At 59.2% G+C, this 22,993-nt stretch carries 15 protein-coding genes; 7 read left to right on the forward strand and 8 right to left on the reverse strand.

The features are described 5' to 3' along the window. Window positions 1-6: 6 nt before the first annotated feature. Together J5276_RS19750 and J5276_RS19755 are read right to left on the reverse strand one after the other, a co-directional pair. Complete coding sequence (locus tag J5276_RS19750) at window positions 7-1,815, reverse strand: ABC transporter ATP-binding protein/permease (protein WP_112291791.1); 1,809 nt, start codon at window positions 1,813-1,815, stop codon at window positions 7-9. Further along, the gene (locus J5276_RS19755) at window positions 1,800-2,036 is read right to left on the reverse strand and encodes a hypothetical protein (RefSeq protein WP_162693136.1); all 237 of its coding nucleotides are present in this window, start codon (window positions 2,034-2,036) and stop codon (window positions 1,800-1,802) included. Before J5276_RS19755 ends, J5276_RS19750 begins: the two co-directional genes overlap by 16 nt. Before the next feature lie 71 nt (window positions 2,037-2,107). On the opposite strand from J5276_RS19755, the gene J5276_RS19760 reads away from it, so the two are divergent. From J5276_RS19760 to J5276_RS19790, 7 genes are all read left to right on the forward strand, one after another. Next, on the forward strand, window positions 2,108-5,437 hold the full coding sequence (locus J5276_RS19760; protein ID WP_003511533.1) for a DUF2126 domain-containing protein: 3,330 nt from the start codon (window positions 2,108-2,110) through the stop codon (window positions 5,435-5,437). A 1-nt stretch (window position 5,438) separates the two neighbouring features. Further along, the gene (locus tag J5276_RS19765) at window positions 5,439-7,844 is read left to right on the forward strand and encodes a circularly permuted type 2 ATP-grasp protein (protein WP_149910305.1); all 2,406 of its coding nucleotides are present in this window, start codon (window positions 5,439-5,441) and stop codon (window positions 7,842-7,844) included. A gap of 4 nt (window positions 7,845-7,848) precedes the next feature. Continuing rightward, entirely contained in the window at window positions 7,849-8,727 is an 879-nt protein-coding gene (locus J5276_RS19770; protein WP_065660424.1) for a transglutaminase family protein, read from the forward strand. Window positions 8,728-8,884: 157 nt separating this feature from the next. Further along, window positions 8,885-10,123 carry a TadE/TadG family type IV pilus assembly protein gene (locus tag J5276_RS19775; RefSeq protein WP_111851326.1) on the forward strand — a complete coding sequence of 413 codons (1,239 nt, stop codon included), beginning with the start codon at window positions 8,885-8,887 and terminating at the stop codon, window positions 10,121-10,123. A 162-nt stretch (window positions 10,124-10,285) separates the two neighbouring features. Beyond that, a complete protein-coding gene (locus tag J5276_RS19780) occupies window positions 10,286-11,908 on the forward strand; it encodes an ABC-F family ATP-binding cassette domain-containing protein (RefSeq protein WP_174012131.1) in 1,623 nt (540 codons plus the stop codon). Window positions 11,909-11,994: 86 nt separating this feature from the next. Beyond that, complete coding sequence (locus tag J5276_RS19785) at window positions 11,995-13,143, forward strand: alpha-hydroxy acid oxidase (protein WP_111801866.1); 1,149 nt, start codon at window positions 11,995-11,997, stop codon at window positions 13,141-13,143. Window positions 13,144-13,332: 189 nt separating this feature from the next. After that, complete coding sequence (locus J5276_RS19790) at window positions 13,333-14,313, forward strand: GNAT family N-acetyltransferase (protein ID WP_370647628.1); 981 nt, start codon at window positions 13,333-13,335, stop codon at window positions 14,311-14,313. Window positions 14,314-14,328: 15 nt separating this feature from the next. Here the strand turns inward: J5276_RS19790 and J5276_RS19795 are convergent, their stop codons facing one another. From J5276_RS19795 to J5276_RS19820, 6 genes are all read right to left on the reverse strand, one after another. Continuing rightward, window positions 14,329-16,533, reverse strand: coding sequence for a methyl-accepting chemotaxis protein (locus tag J5276_RS19795; RefSeq protein ID WP_174012135.1), 2,205 nt, complete (start codon window positions 16,531-16,533; stop codon window positions 14,329-14,331). 297 nt (window positions 16,534-16,830) lie between these two features. Further along, window positions 16,831-18,330 carry an FGGY-family carbohydrate kinase gene (locus J5276_RS19800; RefSeq protein ID WP_161986919.1) on the reverse strand — a complete coding sequence of 500 codons (1,500 nt, stop codon included), beginning with the start codon at window positions 18,328-18,330 and terminating at the stop codon, window positions 16,831-16,833. Continuing rightward, on the reverse strand, window positions 18,323-19,165 hold the full coding sequence (locus tag J5276_RS19805; protein WP_174012168.1) for a class I fructose-bisphosphate aldolase: 843 nt from the start codon (window positions 19,163-19,165) through the stop codon (window positions 18,323-18,325). The genes J5276_RS19800 and J5276_RS19805 overlap by 8 nt, the downstream gene beginning before the upstream one ends. 2 nt (window positions 19,166-19,167) lie before the next feature. After that, the gene (locus J5276_RS19810) at window positions 19,168-20,892 is read right to left on the reverse strand and encodes a glycerol-3-phosphate dehydrogenase/oxidase (protein WP_174012137.1); all 1,725 of its coding nucleotides are present in this window, start codon (window positions 20,890-20,892) and stop codon (window positions 19,168-19,170) included. Window positions 20,893-21,014: 122 nt separating this feature from the next. After that, window positions 21,015-22,013 (reverse strand): aldo/keto reductase, encoded by a 999-nt coding sequence (locus J5276_RS19815; RefSeq protein ID WP_174012139.1) that lies wholly within the window; start codon window positions 22,011-22,013, stop codon window positions 21,015-21,017. Further along, window positions 22,010-22,984: a sugar-binding transcriptional regulator gene (locus tag J5276_RS19820; protein WP_019564982.1), complete on the reverse strand. Its 975-nt coding sequence runs from the start codon at window positions 22,982-22,984 to the stop codon at window positions 22,010-22,012. The genes J5276_RS19815 and J5276_RS19820 overlap by 4 nt, the downstream gene beginning before the upstream one ends. Between the last annotated feature and the right edge of the window lie 9 nt (window positions 22,985-22,993).

Genomic DNA, 22,993 nt, shown 5'->3' on the forward strand with positions numbered 1-22,993 from the left:
GGCGGCTTATTTTGGAGCGATATCCGGCTTTGCGGTATTTTCCTTCATGGGGGCATGGTCCAGATGGGCCAAAGCCGGGGTAAGAACCGACAAAAATGTCTCTGATCTGCCGATATAGATAATCGCTACGCCGTCGATCCCATTCAAAACCTCCGCCAGCGTATCCTGTGTCTGTTTTTCCAGCCCTTCCAGCAAATCGTCGATGACGATGAATTTCGGCTTCAACAACAGGGCATTGGCGATCCTGATGCTGGCCTGTTCATCCGAATCCAGCTTCTTGTCCCAGCGAATGTGTTCATCAAGCCGGGGCGCCATTTCACCGAGACCGCACGCGGTCAGCGCCGCGACATAGTCTGCCTCCACAAACCGCTGGGGCGCGCGTGGATAGGCCAGAATTTCGCGCAGCGTACCTGTTGGCAAATAGCCGTGCTGGGCAATGAAAAGCGTGTCGGACTGTTCGGGCATTTCGATCCTGCCCTGCCCCCATGGCCACAGGCCGGCCATGGCGGCAAACAGCAGCCGCCGGTTCACGCCCTGTTCGCCATTGATCATCAGACGATCACCCCGCCCGATTTCAACCTCGGCCTCGCGCAGCCGGAAACCACGCTCCAGATCCTGCCCGCCCGCATCACGGCAGATAGTCACCGACCGAAGACGGATTTTTTCGTTGTCGGCACTCCGTTGAAGATCGATTGCGAGGCCGTGCTGTTCAACGCTATCCATCTGGATCAGAGCGTTGCGAAACACCGAAACACGCTGCAACGTCGCCTTCCAGCTGGCAATCGGCCCGAAATTGTCGATATACCAGCGAAGTGCGGTATTGACCTGGTTGAAGGCGCCGACGGCCATCATCAGCCCGCCGAAGGTGAGGTTGCCGGAAAAATAAACTGGTGCTGCGATAAGAATGGGCGCCACAACCGCCAACCAGCCGTAGCCCGACGACACCCAGGTCAGATGTGTCATTGCTAAAGCGAGCCCGCGGATTACGCCGAGCACGGCATCGATATCGACGCCGATCCGCCGCCGCTCGTTTTTTTCACCACGCGCAAGCGCAATCGCCGCCAGATTTTCGCTGGCCCGCATCAGGGAGAAGCGTAGTTCGGCCTCTTTTGAATAACGTTCAGCATTCAGGCCGACCAGACGATAGCCGACAAGGTTGCTGAGCAGGGACGCCGAGCCCGCATAAAGGATCGCCGCCCAGACCATGTATCCGGGAATCGCGACCGGATCGCCGTTGATCGTGATGGAAAAGCCTGCCGACAATGTCCACAGAACGCCGATGAAGCTGATGAGCAGGATCGTCGCATTCACAAGGCCGATGGAAAGCGCCGTGCTGCTTTCCGCAAGGTTGCGGACATCGTCGTGCAAACGCTGGTCCGGATTGATCGCAATCGTGCCGAAACTGGCAAGGCGGGCGGCGCGCCCCGGTTTCAGCCACTGGTCCACCATATCCTTGGCAAGACCCTCGCGCATGTTCAGCGCCGTCATCTGGTTAAGCCAAGTCTGAATGACATTAAGAAGCAACAACAGCCCGGCAATGATCGCGAAGACTTCGAGCTGGTGGAGGAAGGCGTCAAGATCGCGCCGCTCCAGCGCATTGTAAAACGGCGCGTTCCACTCATTGAGCCTGATCTGCCCGTAAGCGGTGAGCAATATCACCGTGAGCAGGGCAATCGACAGCAATATCAGCCGGTTGCGAACCGGCGACGTCCAGAAGGCATTGCCCATCATGCGCAGTTGCGAACGAAAATCGAGATCGAAGCCCGAAAGGTTCGCCGCACTCTTGCGCTGATCGTCGGTCACCGTTGTTGCCATTCATTCCATTCCGAAACGTCAGTCGGCAAAGAAAGCGGTTTGCGATCCTGCACCTTGCGATGCCCAGCAATAACACGCCGTTCGACCTTGTCCACAACCGCGGAGAAATCCTCAGGGAGACAATTAAAAAGCCGCGGCAATTCTTCGCGCCGGCAAACATCGGCGCCTCCGCCAACAATGCGGTTGCCTCCGGAAATGATCCTTGCTTTCTTTTCCTGCATTGCACAAAATCCAAATAATTTCAGAGGGGCGGACAAACCGCATAAACCGGAAAACCGGGCAAGGCAGATTAATGGCGATCAAAGCGAGCATCTATCATCTGACGCATTATAAATACGACAATCCGGTTCGCCTTGGACCGCAAATCATAAGATTGAAGCCCGCCTCGCACTCCAGAACCCATGTTATCAGCCATTCTCTCAAGGTTTCACCGTCCAATCATTTCGTGAACCTTCAACAGGACCCATACGGCAATTATCTCGCCCGTTTCGTTTTTCCCGAGCCGGCGACGGAATTCAAGATCGAGGTCGATCTTGTCGCCGATATGACGGTTTACAATCCGTTCGATTTCTTCGTTGAGGAAGAGGCGACCAAGTGGCCGTTCGATTATCCGCAGGAGCTGCGGGAAGATCTGTCCATCTACATGAAACCGGAACCGACCGGCCCCCTGCTTTCCGCCTTCATGGCCACCGTGGACCACACACCCGGACAGCCGACGGTGGATATGGTCGTCGGCCTCAACGCCCGTCTGCAGCAGGAAATCGGTTACGTCATCCGCATGGAGCCGGGTGTTCAGACGCCGGAAGAAACGCTGGCTTCCGGCAAGGGTTCATGCCGCGACACCAGCTGGCTGTTCGTCCAGATCTTGAGACATCTCGGCCTTGCCGCACGTTTCGTGTCCGGATACCTCATCCAGCTGACACCGGATCTCAAGGCATTGGATGGCCCGTCAGGGACAGAGGTCGATTTCACCGATCTGCATGCCTGGGCCGAGGTCTATATGCCGGGCGCCGGCTGGGTCGGTCTCGACCCCACTTCGGGGCTTTTGACCGGCGAGAGCCATATTCCGCTGGCGGCAACGCCGCATTTCCGCAATGCCGCGCCGATTTCCGGCGGTTATTTCGGCGAGGCCAATACGGAATTCGCTTTCGACATGCAGGTTCGGCGCGTTGCCGAGACCCCGCGCATCACCAAACCCTTCTCCGATGAGAGCTGGGAGAGCCTCAATGCACTCGGCGAAAAGGTCGATCAGGTTCTGAACGCCCATGACGTCAGGCTGACCATGGGCGGCGAGCCGACCTTCGTTTCCATCGACGATTTCGAATCCGAGGAATGGAACACCGGCGCGGTTGGACCGACGAAACGCGAAAAAGCGGACGTGTTGATCCGCCGCCTGCGCGAACGTTTCGCGCCCGGCGGCTTCCTGCACTACGGGCAGGGAAAATGGTATCCGGGCGAAAGCCTGCCGCGTTGGACATTTTCACTCTACTGGCGAAAGGACGGTCTGCCGATCTGGCAGAACCCTGCGCTGATTGCCGAAGAAGGCGCAAATACCGGTGTTGCGGCCGACGACGCGCAAAAGCTACTGAGCGGTATCGCCACTCATCTCGGTGTGGAGCCCGATCTGGTGCTTCCGGCCTATGAGGATCCGGCCGAATGGATCATCAAGGAAGGTAGTCTTCCCGAAAATGTCGATCCGTCCAACTCGAAACTGAAAGACCCGGAAGAACGCAATCGCCTTGCCCGCGTGTTCGAACGCGGGCTGACGACACCGACGGGTTATATTCTTCCGGTGCAGGCGTGGAACGCCAAGCCCACCACAGACAAACGCTGGGTCAGCGAGAAATGGAAAACACGGCGCGGCAAGATTTTCCTCGTTCCGGGTGATAGCCCGGTAGGTTACCGCCTGCCGCTTGGCACCCTGCCCCATGTGCCGCCATCCGCCTATCCTTATATCCATGAAGCTGACCCTTCGATCCCGCGAGGGCCGCTTCCCGAGAAATTCCAGCCCTCCGGACGCACCATGCCGGAAGCGTCTTTCCATGCGGATGAGGCATCCGGCCAGGAACGCATCGAGCAGACGCTTGGTGAAATCGGCGGCGCGGTGCGCACAGCCATGTCGGTGGAACCGCGCGATGGACGGCTCTGCGTCTTCATGCCGCCTGTCGAACGCATCGAGGATTATCTGGAACTGGTCGCAGCGGCAGAAGCGGCAGCGGCCGAGCTCGGGCTGCCCGTCCATATCGAAGGTTATGCTCCACCACATGACGAGCGTATCAATGTCATCCGTGTAGCGCCCGATCCCGGCGTCATCGAGGTCAACATCCACCCGGCCGCAAGCTGGAAGGATTGTGTCGACATCACCACGGCGGTCTATGAAGAGGCGCGACAGACGCGTCTGGGCGCTGACAAATTCATGATCGATGGTCGTCACACCGGCACCGGTGGTGGCAACCATGTGGTCGTGGGCGGGGCCAACCCGAATGACAGCCCTTTCCTGCGCCGTCCCGACCTTCTGAAAAGCCTTGTCTTGCACTGGCAGCGGCACCCGTCGCTTTCCTACCTGTTCTCCGGCCTGTTCATCGGACCGACGAGTCAGGCGCCCCGCATCGACGAAGCCCGCCACGACAGTCTTTACGAACTGGAGATCGCGCTGGCGCAGGTGCCTGCCCCTGGCCAGGGTGCGCCGCCGCTGCCATGGCTGGTCGACCGCCTGTTCCGCAACCTCCTGACGGATGTGACGGGCAACACCCACCGCGCCGAAATCTGCATCGACAAGCTGTTTTCTCCCGATGGGCCGACCGGCCGCCTTGGCCTTGTGGAGTTCCGCGGCTTCGAAATGCCGCCGAATGCCCGCATGTCGCTCGCCCAGCAATTGCTGGTGCGCGCCCTCATCGCCCGTTTCTGGAAAAACCCCGCCGCCGGCAAATTCGTGCGCTGGGGCACGGCACTTGCAGACCGATTCATGCTGCCGCACTACATCTGGGCGGACTTTATGGACGTGCTCGGAGACCTGAGGGAAAATGGCTTCGACCTGAAGCCGGAATGGTTCACAGCCCAGCAGGAGTTCCGTTTCCCCTTCTTCGGTGAGGTGGAATACGAAGGCGCGAAGCTGGAATTGCGCCAGGCTCTGGAGCCCTGGCATGTTATGGGCGAACAGGGTGCCATCGGCGGAACCGTGCGTTTTGTCGACAGCTCCGTCGAGCGTATGCAGGTCCGCCTCGAAACCTCCAACCCTGCGCGCTATACCGTGGCGTGCAACGGTCGCGCCGTTCCGCTAACTCCGACGGAAAACCGAAGCGTTGCGGTCGCCGGTGTTCGTTTCAAGGCGTGGCAGCCCTCTTCCGGCCTGCATCCCGTTCTGCCGGTCAATTCGCCCTTGACCTTTGACATTTATGATACATGGTCGGGACGATCGATCGGCGGATGCATCTACCATGTTGCTCATCCGGGTGGTCGCAATTACGAGACCTTTCCCGTCAACGGCAACGAGGCCGAGGCACGCCGCCTTGCCCGTTTCGAACCATGGGGACATACGGCCGGGCAATATCCGTTGATGGCGGAAACCGTGTCGCCAGAATTTCCGCTGACGCTCGATCTGCGCCGGCCATACGGAGTATAAATTGTCCAAAGCCCCGGCCACGGAACGCAAGACGGAAACGAGCGCGCAATCGCGCGGGCTTGACTACTCCACCTTGCCCGGCGTGGCCGATGAGATGCTCGATACCAACGGCAAGGTCAGACCGGTCTGGAAAACCCTGCTCGGTGCCCTGTCGCGAATGTCGGAACGCGAACTGCATGAGCGCTTTGCCCGCACCGACCGCTATCTGCGCGATGCGGGCGTGTTTTACCGCGATTACAGCAAGGGCAGCAGCGAAAGAAACTGGCCGATCTCCCATATCCCGGTGCTGATCGACGACAAGGAATGGACGGTTCTTTCCGAAGGGCTTAAACAGCGCGCCAATCTTCTGGAAGCCATGGTCGCCGATTTTTACGGCGAAAACCGGCTGGTGAAGGAAGGTTACGTACCGCCGGCACTAATCGCCTCCAATCCGGAATATCTGCGGCCGATGGTCGGCGTAAAACCTGCAAGCGGCCATTATCTGCATTTCTGCTCGTTCGAGATTGGACGCGGACCTGATGGCAACTGGTGGGTACTGGCCGATAGGACACAGGCGCCTTCCGGCGCAGGGTTTGCGCTGGAAAACCGGGTGGCGACCACACGCGCGCTTTCCGACATCTATGCCGAAACCCATGTTCACCGTCTCGCTTCATTTTTCGGCGCTTTCCGCGACACCTTGCAGTCGCACAGAAAACATCCGGATGACCGCATCGCGGTGCTGACCCCCGGCCCCGCCAACGAAACCTATTTCGAACACGCCTATATCGCCCGCTATCTCGGCTTCATGCTGCTAGAGGGTGAGGATCTGACCGTGGTCAACGGCCGCGTGATGGTAAGGACCGTGGCCGGACTGAAACCGATCGGCGTGCTTTGGCGGCGCCTCGATGCCTCCTATTCCGATCCGCTGGAACTGAACCAGCAATCCCACATCGGTACGCCCGGCATGGTGCAGGCGCTGCGCAATGAAGCACTGACAATCGTCAACGCGCTCGGCACCGGCATTCTCGAAACACGGGCCCTGCTGTCCTTCATGCCGCGCGTCTGTCGCCATCTGCTTGGCGAAGACCTGAAACTGCCGTCCATCGCGACCTGGTGGTGCGGACAGGAATCCGAGCGCCGCCACGTTGCCGGCAATATCGAGGGCATGGTCATCGGCCCGGCCTATTCCCGGCTGCCCTTCTTCGAAGACAACGGTCAGTCCGTGCTCGGCTCGTCCTTACGCGAAACAGCGAAGGAATCGATCAGTGACTGGCTCGCTTCCGATGGCCACAGGCTTGTCGGCCAAGAGGTGGTGACGCTTTCCACCACGCCGGCCTATATCGACAACAAGCTCGTGCCGCGCCCGATGAGCCTTCGCGTTTTTGCCGCCCGCACCCAGGATGGATGGCAGATCATGCCGGGCGGCTTTGCGCGGATCGGCAGCAGCAACGATGTATCGGCCATCGCCATGCAATCAGGCGGCAGTGCTGCGGATGTCTGGATCGTCAGCGACAAGCCGGTGGAACGCACCACGCTTTTACCGGCGGAAGAAAGCTTCACCCGAAATATGCCGGGCAGCCTGCCAAGCCGTGCGGCGGACAATCTCTTCTGGCTCGGCCGCTATATCGAACGTTCGGAAGGCGCATTGCGCATCTTGCGCGCCTGGCACGGACGTTATGCCGAATCCGCCGACCCACGTCAGCCCTTGCTTGCGCATGTCACGCGTTATCTCGAAGCGCTGGATGTGGAAATGAACGATGCCGTGCCGGAAAGCCTGCTGAACAACATCAACAGCGCGCTCTATTCCGCCAGCAACATCCGAGACCGTTTTTCGCCGGACGGATGGCTTGCGCTGAATGACCTTGCCAAGACTGCCCGTCGGTTCCACGCAAAGGTTTCGCCGGGCGACGACGCGACCCATGCCATGACGATCCTCCTTCGCAAGCTTGCAGGCTTCGCCGGTCTCGTGCACGAAAACATGTATCGTTTCACCGGCTGGCGTTTCCTGTCGATCGGCCGCTATCTCGAGCGTGGCCTGCATATGACAAGGCTTCTCGGCCACATGACCGGATCGGATGCGCCAGATGGATCCTATGACATGCTGCTCGAAATCGGTGATAGCGTCATGACCCATCGCCGCCGATACAATGTCAGCACGGCGGGTCTGACCGTCACCGATCTTCTGGCGCTCGATCCGCTCAACCCACGGTCCATCCTGTTTCAGCTGAACGAGATTCGTACCGAGGTGGAGCAGCTGCCGAACGCCTTTACGAACGGCCAGATGTCGCCCTTTTACCGCGAGGCAATGCGGCTGCATTCCGGCCTTGCCGTCATGACGCCGGAAAACATGAATGGCGCGATCTACCGCCAGCTCGAAACGGACATGGAACATCTCTCCGATGTTCTGGCCCAGACATATCTCGGATAACCCGATGCTTTATGACCTTTCCCTGCATATGGGTTACTCCTACGACACGCCGGCCCATGGCGCGCGTCACATCATCCGCGTGCTGCCCCTGTCGATCCCGGGCCGTCAGCGCTTCATCGCCGGCACCATAGATGTTTCGCCGGTACCGGAAGAACGGGCGGTCTTTGAGGATTTCTTTCATCAATCGGCCACCTCAGTGCATCTGCGCGCACCGCACGAAAAGCTGGATATCCGCATGCAGGCGCGTGTGATGGTGGAGGCACCTGCGCTGACGGCAGATTTTTCACCCGAGCTTTCACGCCTGCCGCAAGACCTTGCCGACGTCTGGTCGGTCGACTTCCAGTCACCGCATCACTTCATCGGCGCCAGCCCGAGGCTGGGGACGGATACGGCGATATCGGCCTATGCGCGGGAATTGCTGAAGCCCGGAATGACCATTCGCGAAATCGCACTCTCGATGTGCAAACGCATACACAAGGACTTCACCTATGACGGTGAAGCGACGACTGTCGATACGACACCGTCGGAAGCCTTCAAGCTGAAACGCGGCGTATGCCAGGACTTTTCGCATATCATGATCATGGCGCTGCGCAGCCTCGGCATTCCCGCCGGTTACGTCAGCGGCTTCCTGCGCACCATCCCCCCGCCGGGCAAGGAACGTCTGGAAGGTGCCGATGCGATGCATGCCTGGGTTCGCGTATGGTGCGGTGAGGCCGCCGGTTATCTGGAGCTCGACCCCACAAACGATATCGTTGCCGGCAGCGACCATATCGTCGTTGGCTATGGCCGGGACTATTCCGATGTCGCGCCGGTGATCGGCGTATTGAAGAGCTACGGCAACCAGCAGATCAAACAGGCCGTCGACGTCATTCCCGTCCAGTAATGATACATTACGTGTTATTATGAGCATACTCGAATTAATACTTGAAAAACTGCACCAATTTGAACGACGTATAAAATTTAACCGTCTACATTAGTGGATTCTACATCGTTAGCGGGTTTCCTGCGCTCAGTCTAATGTTCTAATTGGTGAGCCCGTTATGATCTCCTCCGCATATCAAAAAATGACGCGCCGTTTCGTTGCCGATACGGGCGGCAATTTTGGCATGATGACGGCAATATTGCTGCCGGTGCTGCTTGGTTTTGCCGGAGCCGGCATGGAGCTGGCGAATGTGATGCAGGTGAAAGCGGACCTGCAGAACACGGCGGATTCGGCGGCTCTCGCGGCGGCGACCGAGGCCCGCTTGAAAGAAGGCGCTCTGACGGACGAACAAATCAAGGAAATCGCCAAGGCCTTCATCGCCAGCCAGATGGAAAAGACCCTGACCGAGGAGGAGAAGAAGGCGCTCGAGAAAAACTCTCCAGTCAATATTGGCACAACGGACGATGCGCGCGGCAAGACCTACACCATCCAGACCACGATAAACTACCAGATGCAGCTTAATCCGCTCTTGGGGTTCTTCGGGGCGAAAACACTCGATCTTGCCGCGACAGGCACCGCGGTAAGCACTGTCAACAAGGGCGCGCCGATCTCCATGTATCTGGTGCTCGACCGCTCGGGTTCGATGTCCTTCAAGACCGATACGCTCAACACCAAGAAAACGTCGTGCCAGAACTACACGGTCGATAACTGGGGGAGTTATCCCAATCTCAAAAATACATCGCCCTGCTACGTCAACAAGGCTACTTCACTAAAAACCGCGGTCGGCTATCTCGTCGCGACGTTGAACAAGGCCGATCCCACTTATACCGCCAACGGCGGTTCCGAACTGGTTCGAACAGGAGCCTCGGTCTATACGCATGAGACCTACGCGGCCCAGCCTATCACCTGGGGTACTAGCAGCGTTGCCACCTATGTCGACAAACAGATCCCGGAGTTTCCGTCTGGCGGTACGGATGCCCGCAGCAGTCTGAATGCCGCATACAACGCCCTTAAAAAAGCGAATACCGTTGAAGCGAAAGAACACAAGGACAAGAAAAGCGAATCCTTCGAGCGATACATCGTTCTCATGACGGATGGCGAAATGACGGGGAACAGCTCCTCCTGGAGTTCCAGCATCGACCAGACTGTGCGCAATACCTGCGATACGGCTAAGAAAGACGGTATCAAGATTTTCAGCGTCGCGTTCATGGCGCCGGACAAGGGCAAGTCGCTGCTGCAACATTGTGCGTCCAGTCTCGACAATTATTACGCGCCTGAAAACATGGAGCAGATCGTTACCGCCTTCGGCGAAATTGCCCGCAAGGCTGCCGGTAGTTTGGCAACGCTGACCAATTAAGGGAAAATCAAGCCAGCATCCCCCGGAAACGACCCCGCTTCCGGGGAGCGATGTTCCCGGGGCGACCTTGCCGGGTTGCATGGCTGGCACGGCGTGCGCGGCAGGTGACAGCGCCGGCGACACATGGCATAGGAGAGCCGCTCCCATTCACAGGCCCCTGTCATGATCCGCATCGAAAATATCAGCAAGTCGAACAGTCACCGCATTCTCTACATCGAGGCCTCCGCTGCGCTCAATCGCGGCGAGAAGATCGGCCTTGTCGGCCCCAACGGCTCTGGCAAGACCACGCTGTTCCGAATGATGACTGGCGAGGAACAGCCTGACGAGGGACAGGTCGTCGTCGAAAAGGGCATGACGGTCGGTTATTTCAACCAGGACGTCGGCGAAATGTCCGGCCTTTCCGCCGTGGCCGAAGTCATGGAAGGTGCCGGCCCGGTCAGCGAAGTCGCAGCCGAACTCCGGCAGCTGGAAGCCGCCATGTCCGATCCCGACCGGATAGACGAAATGGACGCCATCATCGAGCGTTACGGCGAAGTGCAGGCGCGGTATGAAGAACTGGACGGCTACGCGCTGGAGGGCCGCGCGCGCGAGGTTCTGGACGGGCTGAGCTTCAGTCAGGAAATGATGGATGGCGACGTCGCCAAACTTTCCGGCGGCTGGAAAATGCGCGTGGCGCTCGCCCGCATTCTTTTGATGCGCCCGGACGTGATGCTGCTCGACGAACCCTCGAACCATCTCGATCTCGAAAGCCTGATCTGGCTCGAGGATTTTCTGAAGAACTACGACGGCGCGCTTTTGATGACCTCCCACGACCGCGAATTCATGAACCGCATCGTTACCAAGATCATCGAAATTGACGCTGGCAACCTCACCACCTATTCCGGCGACTACGGCTTTTACGAACAGCAGCGTGCGCAGAACGAAAAGCAGCAGCAGGCGCAGTTCGAACGCCAGCAGGCGATGCTCGCCAAGGAAATCAAGTTCATCGAGCGCTTCAAGGCGCGTGCCTCGCATGCCTCACAGGTGCAGAGCCGCGTCAAGAAACTCGAAAAGATTGACCGCGTCGAGCCGCCCAAGCGGCGCCAGACGGTCGCTTTCGAATTTGCGCCGGCGCCGAGATCTGGCGAAGATGTCGTCGCGCTGAAGAAAGTCAACAAGGCCTATGGCAGCCGCACGATCTATGGCGAGTTGGACTTCATGGTGCGGCGCAAGGAACGCTGGTGCATCATGGGTGTCAATGGTGCGGGAAAATCGACCTTGCTGAAACTGGTAACCGGTACGACCACGCCGGATTCCGGCAACGTCACGCTCGGCGCCAGCGTCAAGCTCGGTTATTTCGCCCAGCACGCCATGGATGTTCTGGACGGCGACAGCACCATTCTGGAGTGGCTGGAGGAACGTTTCCCGAAAGCCGGGCAGGCACCGCTGCGCGCCCTTGCCGGCTGCTTCGGTTTTTCCGGTGACGATGTGGAGAAGCGCTGCCGCGTTTTGTCCGGCGGTGAGAAGGCCCGTCTGGTCATGGCTGCCATGCTGTTCGACCCGCCGAATTTCCTCGTGCTGGACGAGCCGACGAACCATCTCGACCTTGACACCAAGGAAATGCTGATCAAGGCCCTGTCGGAATATGAAGGCACGATGCTTTTCGTTTCGCATGACCGCCATTTCCTGGCCGCCCTTTCCAACCGGGTGCTGGAACTGACGCCTGACGGTATCCACCAATTTGGCGGCGGATATACGGAATATGTCGAGAGCACCGGACAGGAAGCGCCGGGCCTGCGCAGCTGAGGCAGCTTGACGGACGTATGAGACGCAGAATTCCCGGGACAGGTTTCATCTTTTAACGTTTGCAGAGCGGATCGGTGGACTAACAAATGCAACTTAAAGACTGCTACAATTTCCACGATTTTCGCCGAATGGCTAAACAGCGTCTTCCCGGACCGATCTTCAACTACATCGACGGTGCTGCCGACGATGAGGTGACGTACCGGAGAAACACGACCGCCTTCGACAATTGCGATCTCGTTCCCGACGTGTTGCGGGGCGTGGCCGATGTGGACATGTCTGTCACCGTCATGGGGCAGAAGCTGGCGATGCCGGTCTATTGTTCCCCGACGGCGCTTCAGCGTCTCTTCCACCATCAGGGGGAGCGGGCGGTTGCGGCCGCAGCCGGAAAATTCGGCACGATGTTCGGCGTTTCTTCACTCGGCACCACCAGCCTCGAGGAAGCGCGCCGGATCAGCGGCGGCCCACAGGTCTATCAGTTTTATTTCCACAAGGACCGTGGTCTCAACCGCGATATGATGGCGCGCGCCAAGACTGCGGGTGTGCAGACGATGATGCTGACGGTGGACAGCATCACGGGTGGGAACCGTGAGCGCGACAAGCGCACCGGTTTTGCCATTCCGTTCAAGCTAAATCTTTCCGGCATTGCGCAATTCGCCATCAAGCCGGCCTGGGGGATCAATTATCTGACGCATGAGCGCTTCAGCCTGCCACAGCTCGACGGCCACATCAAAATGGACGGCGGCGCGCTCTCCATCAGTCGCTATTTCACCGAAATGCTCGACCCATCCATGACGTGGGACGACGTCGCACAGATGGTGCGTGAATGGGGCGGCCCTTTTTGTCTGAAGGGTGTCATGTCCGTGGAGGACGCCAGACGCGCCGTCGATATCGGTTGCAGCGGCATCGTGCTTTCCAATCACGGCGGTCGCCAGCTCGATGGCTCGCGTAGCGCCTTCGACCAACTGGCCGAGATTGTCGACGCAGTCGGTGACCGTATCGATGTCATGATGGATGGCGGGGTTCAGCGCGGAACGCACGTCCTCAAAGCCCTGTCTCTGGGGGCGAAGGCCGTAGGGCTTGGCCGCTATTACCTTTTCCCGCTTGCCGCCGCCGGACAGCCGGGTGTCGAGCGGGCGCTTGAGCTGATGCGCATCGAAATCGAGCGCGGCATGAAGCTGATGGGCTGCACCACCGTCGACCAACTGACACGCCGGAACCTGCGGTTTCGTGACTAGAGCGGTGTCAGCGCGAGGAAATCGAGGCCTGTCGAGCTTATCGACAATATAGTCGGATAATCACCCGTACCGAATGACCCCTTTGAAACCACATAGCGGTTTCGGGAGGTTTTCACGCTATCGGCGCTGCGCTGTGGTGACCTTGGCAAGACCGATCGAATATGATTATGGTTGCATGATGCAACCATAATGGATTTTGGCATGTCCGAAAGACCCTTTCGCATAAACGATATCCGCTCCACCTCGCGTCGGCTCGTGCGCGAACTCGGCTTCATGGGTGGAGACTTTGCCGGCACCGATCTGCCGCCCTCCGCCGTGCACGCCCTGATCGAGATCGAGGCATGCCCACGCATTACCGCACGCGATCTGGGAAAGATGCTTCGGCTTGAAAAGTCGAGCATCAGCCGCATGCTTCGCAAACTGGTTCTTTCGGGCGATGTTCTGGAAGAAACGGACGAAGAGGATAGTCGTATCAAGCGGTTGCGCCTCGCCGGGCGAGGACAGAAGCGGGTCGAAGCCATCCACACCTTTGCCAACCGACAGGTATCAAACGCACTGTCGCGGCTCGCGCCTGCGGATGGCCAAAAAATCCTTGATGGGCTTCGCCTTTATGCCGACGCGCTGGGAGACCGGGCCGACGCCGCGGCTCCCCCGATCGAAATCGTCGAGGGCTACAGGCCCGGCCTTATTGCCCGTATCACGCAAATGCATGCGCTTTATTATGCCCAAACATCAGGCTTCGGCCAGCGCTTCGAATCCGTTGTTGCCGAAGGTCTCGCCTCCTTTTGCAACCGGCTCGAAAGCCCGCAAAATGCGATCTGGGTCGCAATGCGTGGAGACGATATCATCGGCTCCATCGCAATCGACGGTGAAGATCTGGGACCGGGAACCGCGCATCTGCGCTGGTTCATCGTCGATGATGGCGTGCGTGGCGGCGGCGTCGGGCGAAGGCTGTTGGCAACCGCCCTTGCGTTCACGGACGAAAAAGCGTTCGCCGAAACCCATCTGTGGACTTTCAACGGACTTTTGGCAGCACGGCATCTTTACGAGGCCCAGGGTTTTACCTGTGTAGAGGAACGTCCCGGCAGCCAGTGGGGAAGCGAGGTTCTGGAACAGCGCTTCGTCAGGCCGCTTCCTATGGTTGGCGGCGCTGAACGTGAAGCGAACTAAACCCGTGGCGGCCGATCAAGCCGCCTTGAGAGTCCCCCGATGAGCAAGTGCGCCTGAACCCAGCTCGAACTGGCCGAGCAACCGATTCAGCGCATCGACCTCGCCTGCAAGATTGTGGCTTGCGGCGGTCATTTCTTCCACCATCGCGGCATTTTTCTGCGTGTCCTGATCCATCTGGTTCACGGCGGTATTGATCTGCTGAAGGCCGGACGACTGCTCTTGCGCGGATTCGACGATCGCGGCGACGTGCTGGTTGATCTCCTGCACTTCGGCGACAATCGCGTCGAGTGCCTTGCCGGTGTCGCCGACAAGATGCACGCCCTCTTCGACCTGCTGGTTCGATTTTGTGATGAGCGACTTGATTTCCTTCGCCGCGCCGGCAGAACGCTGCGCAAGTTCGCGCACCTCCTGCGCCACCACGGCAAAACCCTTGCCTGCCTCGCCGGCTCGCGCCGCTTCCACGCCGGCATTGAGCGCCAACAAATTCGTCTGGAAGGCAATCTCGTCGATCACACCGATGATACTGGAAATCTCGTTCGAGGATTTTTCGATCCGCTCCATCGCGATTACGGCCTGACGCACGACTTCGCCCGATCGTTCCGCACCGATGCGCGTGCGGGAAACCAGACGGCCCGCCTCATGCGCACGGTTCGCGGCGTCTTTCACGGTTATTGTAATCTCTTCAAGAGCTGCGGCGGTTTCCTCCACGGCAGCGGCCTGCTGCTCCGTCCGCCTTGCCAGATCATCGGAGGCTGCCTTTATTTCCTTAGCGCCGGCATCAATACCGGCGGCATTATCCGATACCCGCAGAAGCGCGTTCTGCAACTTCCCGGCAGAACCGTTAAAATCGTTGCGCACGGCATCGAACCGCTCGACAAAGGGATCGTTGATACGACAGGACACGTCGCCATCTGCGAGCCTGGCCAACGCCTGAGCCAGACTGTCAACTGCGAAACGGATGCCGCTCGCCTCATCGGCCGCCTTGTGTTCGCGGGCCACCCGCTCCTGTTCGCCAAGAGTTCGGTTGGCTTCCGCTTCCTGCTCCAGCAAGGCTTTTTCACGATTGTTTTCGCGCAAAACGTCAAGCGAGCGGGCAAGATCGCCGATCTCGTCCCTGGTCTCGATATCCTTCAATGTCAGCTGGAGATTTCCCCGGGCGATCTGGGCGGTCTCATCGATGACATTCGTGATGCGGTTGATGAACCGCCGTGCAATAAACCAGCCGGCCAACGCCAGCAGCACCGCCGCCGTTACGATCGTCAGGACGGCGTCACGCATCATTGCATGCAGCTGCGCAAAGACCGTGTCCTCCGGAACCGAGACGATTGCGTACCATTTCATGTCGCCGGTGAGCATGACCGGCAAGGCGACGGCAAGGGAAACCGTGCCGTCCTGTGCCGTCATTTCCAGCTCTTTTCCGGGATTGGCGATCAGTTTATCCCAGCCTGCAGTTTGTGCGCCGCCATCTGCGAGGTTCTTACCCATTATCGTCGCATCGGGATGGCTGATGATCTTGCCGCCGCCACTCACAAGGCTCATGAAGCCCGTTCCCATCGGCCGGACGGCTGACAACGCCTTGTTCGTTTCCTCCAGCGACAGATCGAGGCCAGCGACGCCCAGAGTTTTACCGTCGACGATGACAGGTTTCGCGACCGAGGTAATCAGAACCTCCTTGCCATCGATTGCGTAAGAATAGGGTTCGATGACGACTGTTTTCTTCAATGTGAAGGGCAACTGATAATAATCGCCTGGACCCGCGGTGGTATAATCCGTCAATGCGGTGTTGCTTATTTTGCCTCCGCTCCGCACCCAATAGGGTACATAACGACCAGTCGCATCATATCCCTCCTTGTTGACGAAGTCCGCATCCTTGCCATCGAAGGCATTGGGCTCCCATCCGGTCCAGAGACCAAGCAAATCGGGATTGTTCGCCAGCATGTGCCGGATAAGCTGATCGGCCTTGCTCCGATCGGCATCGCCCGACTGCTTCATCGATTCCAGAACCGAGCCGAGGCTATTGACGATGTGAATCATGCCGCCGATATTTTTCTCGGTCGTCAGGGCTTCGGCTTGCGCGATCTGCTGCATACGCTCCATACTGTTGGCCCTCGTATCCTCAAAGGACCGATAAAACAGCACGGCCGAAGCCGCGATCGTTGCAACGACGCCGCACGCGGCGACTGCGAAGATATTACGGCCCGTTGTCGATTTAAACAGCATGTCACATCCCCACAAAAAATCCCGGCCGCGACGGCTGAGGTCGCTGCGCGCAAGCCCAAAATGTCAGCAACCAGGCCAGACGATAATATTAGAAAACTATGCTTAAAAATTACTTTAATTCATATTTTTAGCGCAATTAAGAAAACAGAAATAAATTATAAAACCGTAATATTACAGTACAAACAAAATATTACGCGATATCCGAACCTTCCGAAACGCCAGCATATATTGCAAGCTACGAGCAAGCTCATGCGGCACGCATCATTGCGTGCCGCTGATCAGGAAAACCGGGGGCCTTTAGTCCTGCAAACGCAGATCACTCCAGAAGCCGCGCAACTGGTCGGTCAATTGTGTATAGAGGCCGTAGCGCCGCCTATAATGCGGGAGTTGCCCCGCATCCGGCCGGTAGGCACTGGCCACGCGGGTCATCGCTGCGACCGCCGCTTCATAGCCGGGATAGAGACCGACCGCCACGGCCGCGCCGATGGCCGCACCAAGCGCGCCGGTCTCGCGGGCCTCCGCGACACGCAGCGGGATTTCAAGAACGTCCGCCATGATCTGCGGCCAATGCTGGCTGCGGGAACCGCCGCCGGACATGACGGCACTGTCGACCGGCAGCCCCGCTTCCCTGAGAACGCCGATATGGCGGCGGTGTTCGAAACACACACCCTCGAACAGGGCTCTCAGCATGTGGCCTTCGCCATGCCATCCCGCCAGACCATAAAACCCACCCCGAAATTCCGCGCCCAGTCGCGAGCCGAAGATGAACGGGTGGAAGAACGGATCGTCGGCGCGTTGCGAAACGGAACCGACCAGATCGTTGCAGCGCTCGAAGGCATGGTCACCATGGTCACCGCGAACACGGTGCACGTACCATTCAAGATTGGCCGCAGAGGTGGCGCTGGACTCGATATTGACATAGCGGCCACGTCCAAAGGTCGTGACCATGAAGACATCGGGGCTGATGACCGGTTTATCCGCGAAAACCTGATTAATGCTCCAGGTGCCGGCGATGATAGAAGCCTCCCCGGCGTTGATGACGCCCGACCCCATGGCGCTGGAGACGACATCGAAAAAACCGCCGATAACAGGTGTGCCCTCGGAAAGCCCCGTCAGAGCCGAAGCCTCAGCTGTCACATGGCCGACGATATCCGCCGATTCTACGAGGCGCGGAAAAAAGGCGACGGCATCCTCAAGCCCGTAGAGCGACAGGAGTTCCCGGTCGAGCTTCGCTTCGGGGAAGGCAAGCAACCCCGCACCACTGAGATCGGAAATATCATTGGCAAGACAACCGGTCAGGCGGAAGTTCAGGAAATCCTTGCAGAACAGCACCGTTCCAATCTGGGCATATGTATCGGGCGCATGCCTTTTCACCCAGGCCAGCAGGCTGGGCGTTTGCGCGGGCCAAGGCCGTTGCAGACAACGGTTCTGTAGTTGCGCGCCGCTTTTCCGGTCAAGCTCTACCGCCACATCGGCGGCTCGGCTGTCAAGCGACTGGATACCGATCAGGGGCTGCTGATCCTTGTCCAGCAGGTAGAGACCGTTGCCGTGGCCGGCGCAACCGACGGCGAGGATGCTCCGGGGATCGACGGACGATTTTGCCAGAAGCTGGCGAATCGCCTCGCATCCGTTGCGCCACAACTCCTCCAGATCGCGCTCGACGTAACCGGGCTGCGGAAATGTCGAATGGCCGTCGATGGCGTGTTGCGCGACCTGCCGGCCGGCCGTGTCGAACAGCACCGCCTTGATCACCGTGTTGCCGACATCCAGACCCAATATATGATTTTTATCAGCCACGATTATAGATGTCCCATGCTTCTTCGCTGCCCGCACCCTGATGGACGATAGCCATCAAGGCGGCAACGACGGCCTTGGGGTTGTCATGCTGGTAGATATTCCGTCCATAGACCATCCCGTTCGCACCTTCGGCCACCAGTGCCGCTGATTTCGCCAGCACGTTGCGCAAGTCCTCACGCCCCCCGCCCCGCACCAGAACCGGGCACCGCGCTGCCTCGATGACCTTGTGAAAATCCAGCGGATTGCTGGTGGGATCGGCCTTGATGATATCGGCTCCCATTTCCGAGGCAAGACGCACCAGCGTGACGATCTTTTCAGCATCGCCATCCACCTGGTAACCGCCGCGCACGTCATTGGGCAACATCACCAGCGGTTCGATCATCAGCGGCATGCCGTAACGATGGCAATCGGCGCGCACGCGGCTGATATTCTCGACGCATTGGCGAAACAGTTCCGGCTCGTCCGGCAACATGAACAGGTTCACGACGACGCAGGCGGCGTCCATCTCCAGCGCGCCGATGATCGGATCGTGATAGTTCTGGAGCTGCGACCACATGGTTCTGTGGCGCGTTGAATTATAGGGGTTGCCCATGTCGATGCGCATGACGAGCGCCGGCTTGTCGCGCTGCGGCCTTTGCTGCAATAGGTCCGCCTGTCCGTAGGTCATCTGGATGGCATCGGGAGCTGCTTCGACAAGCCTGTCCACAGTTTGAGCCATATCCTCAAGCCCGACGAGGAAGCTCGGCTCGTTGCAAACCCCGTGATCAATGGCAACGTCCAAGCATCCACCATTGCGGAACAGCCGGTTCATGCGCGCCTTTGTCGAAATCCGCATCATCATGCATTCTCCTTGCATCTGTGTTTAAGCATTGCCGTCGTGACCCCGTAAAAGGTCTCCAGTTCATCAACGAGCCGCTGCCGTTCGTCCGCCGCCTGCTGTGGCGCCCATCCCAGCTCGCGCGCTGCGACGCCAAGGATCGCATCGATCAGATCGGCATCGATGACGCCGGTAATGGCAAGCGTCGTGCGGCGCAGGATGAGATCCGTCAGATGGCGGACATGTTCGCAGCGGATCAGCCAGAACACCTCTGCCGCCGTGATCGGCGGTTTTTCGCAAAGCGGACTGTCATCCGGGCGGCCCCGACAAAAACCCATCAACTCGAAGGCACGTGAACCGTAGGCCGATGCCAGATACTCGGCCCGGTCCCGGTCGATCGAAAATTCCTCCGACAGCAGGGCCGGCAGGCGCACGGCACCGTTGGGGAAGTTCCTGCCGCCGCCGATCGGGCGGTTCATTGTGCCAGTCAGCCGCTTGCGTCCGAGAAAGGCCAGAGCCTCGTCGGTCACCTGTTCGCCAAAGGCTCTGAACGTCGTCCACTTGCCGCCGATCATGCAGAGCTGTGGCGGATCGCCCTCCACGCGGTGGACGAAATGGCTGCGGGATATTCTTCCGGTAAAGGCCGCGTCGCTGCGCGGCAGCGGGCGTATGCCGCTGAAACTGTAGACGATGTCGGAATGGTCGATGGAAATATGCGGAAAGACCTGACGGACCGCATCGAGAATATAATCACGCTCTTCCGGTTCGCATCGCACCCGTTCGGGACGATCGACCTTGATATCTGTCGAACCAGCGAGAACCCGGCCAAGATAGGGAAAGAGGATACAGACACGGTTGTCGGCATTCTCGAAAAAAATCATATGGCCGTTCAAGGCCTTAAAGAGCGCCTCGTTGGCGAGGATCAGATGCGATCCCTTGGTGCCGGAAACGGTCGGTTTCGCCCTCCCCGCAGCCTGTGTGGTCGTTAGCGCTCCAATCGTCTCATCGATCCAGGCGCCCGTCGCATTGACGATGATGCGTGGCCGGACGGGCAAGGTTTCGTCCGTGCCCTCCACCTTAAGACCATAATCACCGCCAGCACGGACAAACTCGGCATAGTTCAGCGCAATGCTTTGCGGCGCATCGGCCCGGGTGTCGATCAGAAGCTCCAGCGCAAGCCGTTCGGGCTGGCTGATCCACGCATCGTAATAGGTGGCCGAATATCTGATGCCTGGCGTCAGGCCCGGCCAGCGTTGCAACGTCTTTCGTGCGTTGCGGAAGGTGTGTCGGGGAAGGATGCGATTTTTGCGGGTGACGAAGTCATAGAGCATGAGGCCCGCCTTGATGGCCAGTGCCCCCCGGCTGGCGGGTTTTCCGCCGGAACCCACAAAGGTCGCAGCCGCGTTGAACAGGCCGCTGAAGGTTGAAAATATCGGGATCGTCGTCGGCAGCGGATGAACCATATGCGGTGCCAGCGTCAGAAGCGCATCACGCTCCCGCAGCGATTCCGCCACAAGGCCGAATTCACCATTTTCGAGATACCGCAGGCCACCGTGGATCATGCGCGAGGGTGCAGCACTGCAACCGGACGAGAAGTCGTTGCGCTCTACCAGAAGCACCCGCAGTCCCTGTAAAGCGAGATCGCGATAGGCGGCGATACCATTGATACCGCCACCGATGACGACGGCGTCGAAATCACCGTCTTGCCGAATGCGGCGTAGAGCGTCCTCGCGAAAACTGGGCATAGGAATACCGTTCGCTGGCTAACAACCAGCGTCCCAATGTTGTTAAACGTTTAAAGCGACGAGAGAGAGGGGTAGCGAAAATTATGCGCTATTCGCCTGAAGCCCCGTCTCAGCTACATGATTTACGCATCGAGCCCCACGAGATGCTCGGCAACGCCGACGCTGATGAGAGCCAGTTCATTTTCCGCGAGGCGCAGGCGGGCCGCAGCAGCGTTTTCAACCGCCTGAGCCGGATCGCGCGCCCCGCACAGCGAGAATGTTATGCCGGGCTGGGCAATCGTCCAGGCAATCACGACCTGCGCAATCGACGCCCCATGCGCTTCGGCCACCGGCTCCAGACGCCGCGTCAGCCGCGCGATCTTCTCGCGGTTTGCCTGGCTGAAACGCGGATTGCCCTTGCGCTGATCATCCCCTGCAAAAACCCGTTCGGGTCCGACCTTGCCGGACAGAAGACCGAGCGCCAGCGACGAGTAGCTCAGGACCGAAACAGCACTCGTGCGGCAAAGCGGCAGAAGTGTCGTCTCGATGTCCCGCCGCACCATTGAATATTCTTCCTGGATGGCATCCAGCGCGCCGGTGGCGATATAGGCTACCAAATCCTCCGGCGAGACGTTGCTCGCGCCGATCGAACGGATCTTGCCTTCGTCCTTCAGGCGCACAAGCGTTTCCACCGTCTCGGCAATCGGCGTCGTCGCATCCTGCCAGTGGGTGACATAGTGGTCGATATAGTCGGTTCCAAGCCGCTTCAGGCTCTCTTCGACCTCATGCCGGATCGAAGCGGCGCCGAGATAACGGTGAACGGGCTTGCCATCCTGGTGGAAGAAATAGGCGCCCTCGTTCACATGCCAGACCAGCCCGCATTTGGTGACCAACACCACCTTGTCGCGCCGGCCGGCAATCGCCTTGCCGACGATGGTTTCCGCAAGCCCCATGCCATAGGCCGGCGCGGTATCTATCAGGGAAATGCCCGCATCGATGGAGGCCTGGATAGCGGCGATGGATTGCCGCTCATCGGTGCCGCCCCACATCCAGCCGCCGATGGCCCAGGTGCCCAGCCCCACGGCTGATGCGCTGATACCGCTGCGGCCAATCGTCCGGGTCAATATTGAATTGTCCGTCACGAAGTTTCCCCCTCTTCCTGATCCAGTAAATAGCCGGCGATCGCCTCGTCCACGACGAGCGAGGTCAGATAGCGGCCGGCAAGCGTGGCTGCCACCGGTCCGGCCTTGATGGCCCCGGCCGCCACGCCGATGATGTTCGGGCACCGGGCAAGCTGCCCGGGGTCCAGCGCCACCACGCGCGAGTTGAGATCGATCCGCGCCAGTTGCCCATCCGCCATGGTGAGATGGGCAAGGAATTCCCCGGCAATGCCCGCATCCACCAGCGCCTGCCCGCCACGGGCCACATCCGGCAGCAGATCGTAATAACCGGAACCGGGCGCCTCCACGGAACCGATGCCAACCAGCGCCACCTGCGCCTGTCGCGCTAAGTCGAACACTTCGCGGATCGAAGCGACATTCATCAGGAGATCACGCTGTTCCTCATCCTCGGCAAATAGCGGCGCATGAATGAGCGACGCGCTGCCGCCGAGCTTTTCCGCCAGTTGCGTGGCCAGATGATTGACATCCGTATAGTGCTTGCCCTGGACACCGCCGGTCAGCGGCACTACCCGCACATCGAAACGGCGCTCGGCCTCCAGATTATCGACGACGGCACTCACCGCCTTGCCGCCGGTAATCGCAATCACGTCGCCGTCGCGGATAGTCTCCAGCAAGTGGTTGGCGGCCACGCGTCCGACCATCTGCAGCGCGGTTTCCGGATTGTCGGACACCGTTGGTGTCACCACCGACTGTCTGAGGCCGAAGCGGCGTGTGATCTCGTTTTCGAGGTCCACCAGCCTCTGATAGGGACTGGCGATAGTGATCTTTACCATGCCTGCCTTGCGGCCCGCCGCTATCATACGGTTCACCTTGGTGTGGGAAAGATTGAGCCGCTCGGCAATTTCCGACTGCTTCACGCCCTCGATGAAATGCAGCACCAGGACGGAGTACATCTGCCTCTGTTGATCGAAATCGTCCTTGGTATCCAGCATGATCGTATA

It is taken from the genome of Agrobacterium sp. S7/73 (assembly GCF_019355535.1).
GTDB lineage: Bacteria > Pseudomonadota > Alphaproteobacteria > Rhizobiales > Rhizobiaceae > Agrobacterium > Agrobacterium tumefaciens.

What these genes read in the sequence shown, in the direction of transcription:
- J5276_RS19790 (WP_370647628.1), top strand. Translation starts at nt 13,333, where the DNA reads ATGGATTTTGGCATGTCCGAAAGACCCTTTCGCATAAACGATATCCGC.
- J5276_RS19770 (WP_065660424.1), top strand. Translation starts at nt 7,849, where the DNA reads ATGCTTTATGACCTTTCCCTGCATATGGGTTACTCCTACGACACGCCG.
- J5276_RS19750 (WP_112291791.1), bottom strand. Translation starts at nt 1,815, where the DNA reads ATGGCAACAACGGTGACCGACGATCAGCGCAAGAGTGCGGCGAACCTT.
- J5276_RS19795 (WP_174012135.1), bottom strand. Translation starts at nt 16,533, where the DNA reads ATGCTGTTTAAATCGACAACGGGCCGTAATATCTTCGCAGTCGCCGCG.
- J5276_RS19775 (WP_111851326.1), top strand. Translation starts at nt 8,885, where the DNA reads ATGATCTCCTCCGCATATCAAAAAATGACGCGCCGTTTCGTTGCCGAT.
- J5276_RS19785 (WP_111801866.1), top strand. Translation starts at nt 11,995, where the DNA reads ATGCAACTTAAAGACTGCTACAATTTCCACGATTTTCGCCGAATGGCT.
- J5276_RS19755 (WP_162693136.1), bottom strand. Translation starts at nt 2,036, where the DNA reads ATGCAGGAAAAGAAAGCAAGGATCATTTCCGGAGGCAACCGCATTGTT.
- J5276_RS19810 (WP_174012137.1), bottom strand. Translation starts at nt 20,892, where the DNA reads ATGCCCAGTTTTCGCGAGGACGCTCTACGCCGCATTCGGCAAGACGGT.
- J5276_RS19820 (WP_019564982.1), bottom strand. Translation starts at nt 22,984, where the DNA reads ATGCTGGATACCAAGGACGATTTCGATCAACAGAGGCAGATGTACTCC.
- J5276_RS19805 (WP_174012168.1), bottom strand. Translation starts at nt 19,165, where the DNA reads ATGCGGATTTCGACAAAGGCGCGCATGAACCGGCTGTTCCGCAATGGT.
- J5276_RS19760 (WP_003511533.1), top strand. Translation starts at nt 2,108, where the DNA reads ATGGCGATCAAAGCGAGCATCTATCATCTGACGCATTATAAATACGAC.
- J5276_RS19780 (WP_174012131.1), top strand. Translation starts at nt 10,286, where the DNA reads ATGATCCGCATCGAAAATATCAGCAAGTCGAACAGTCACCGCATTCTC.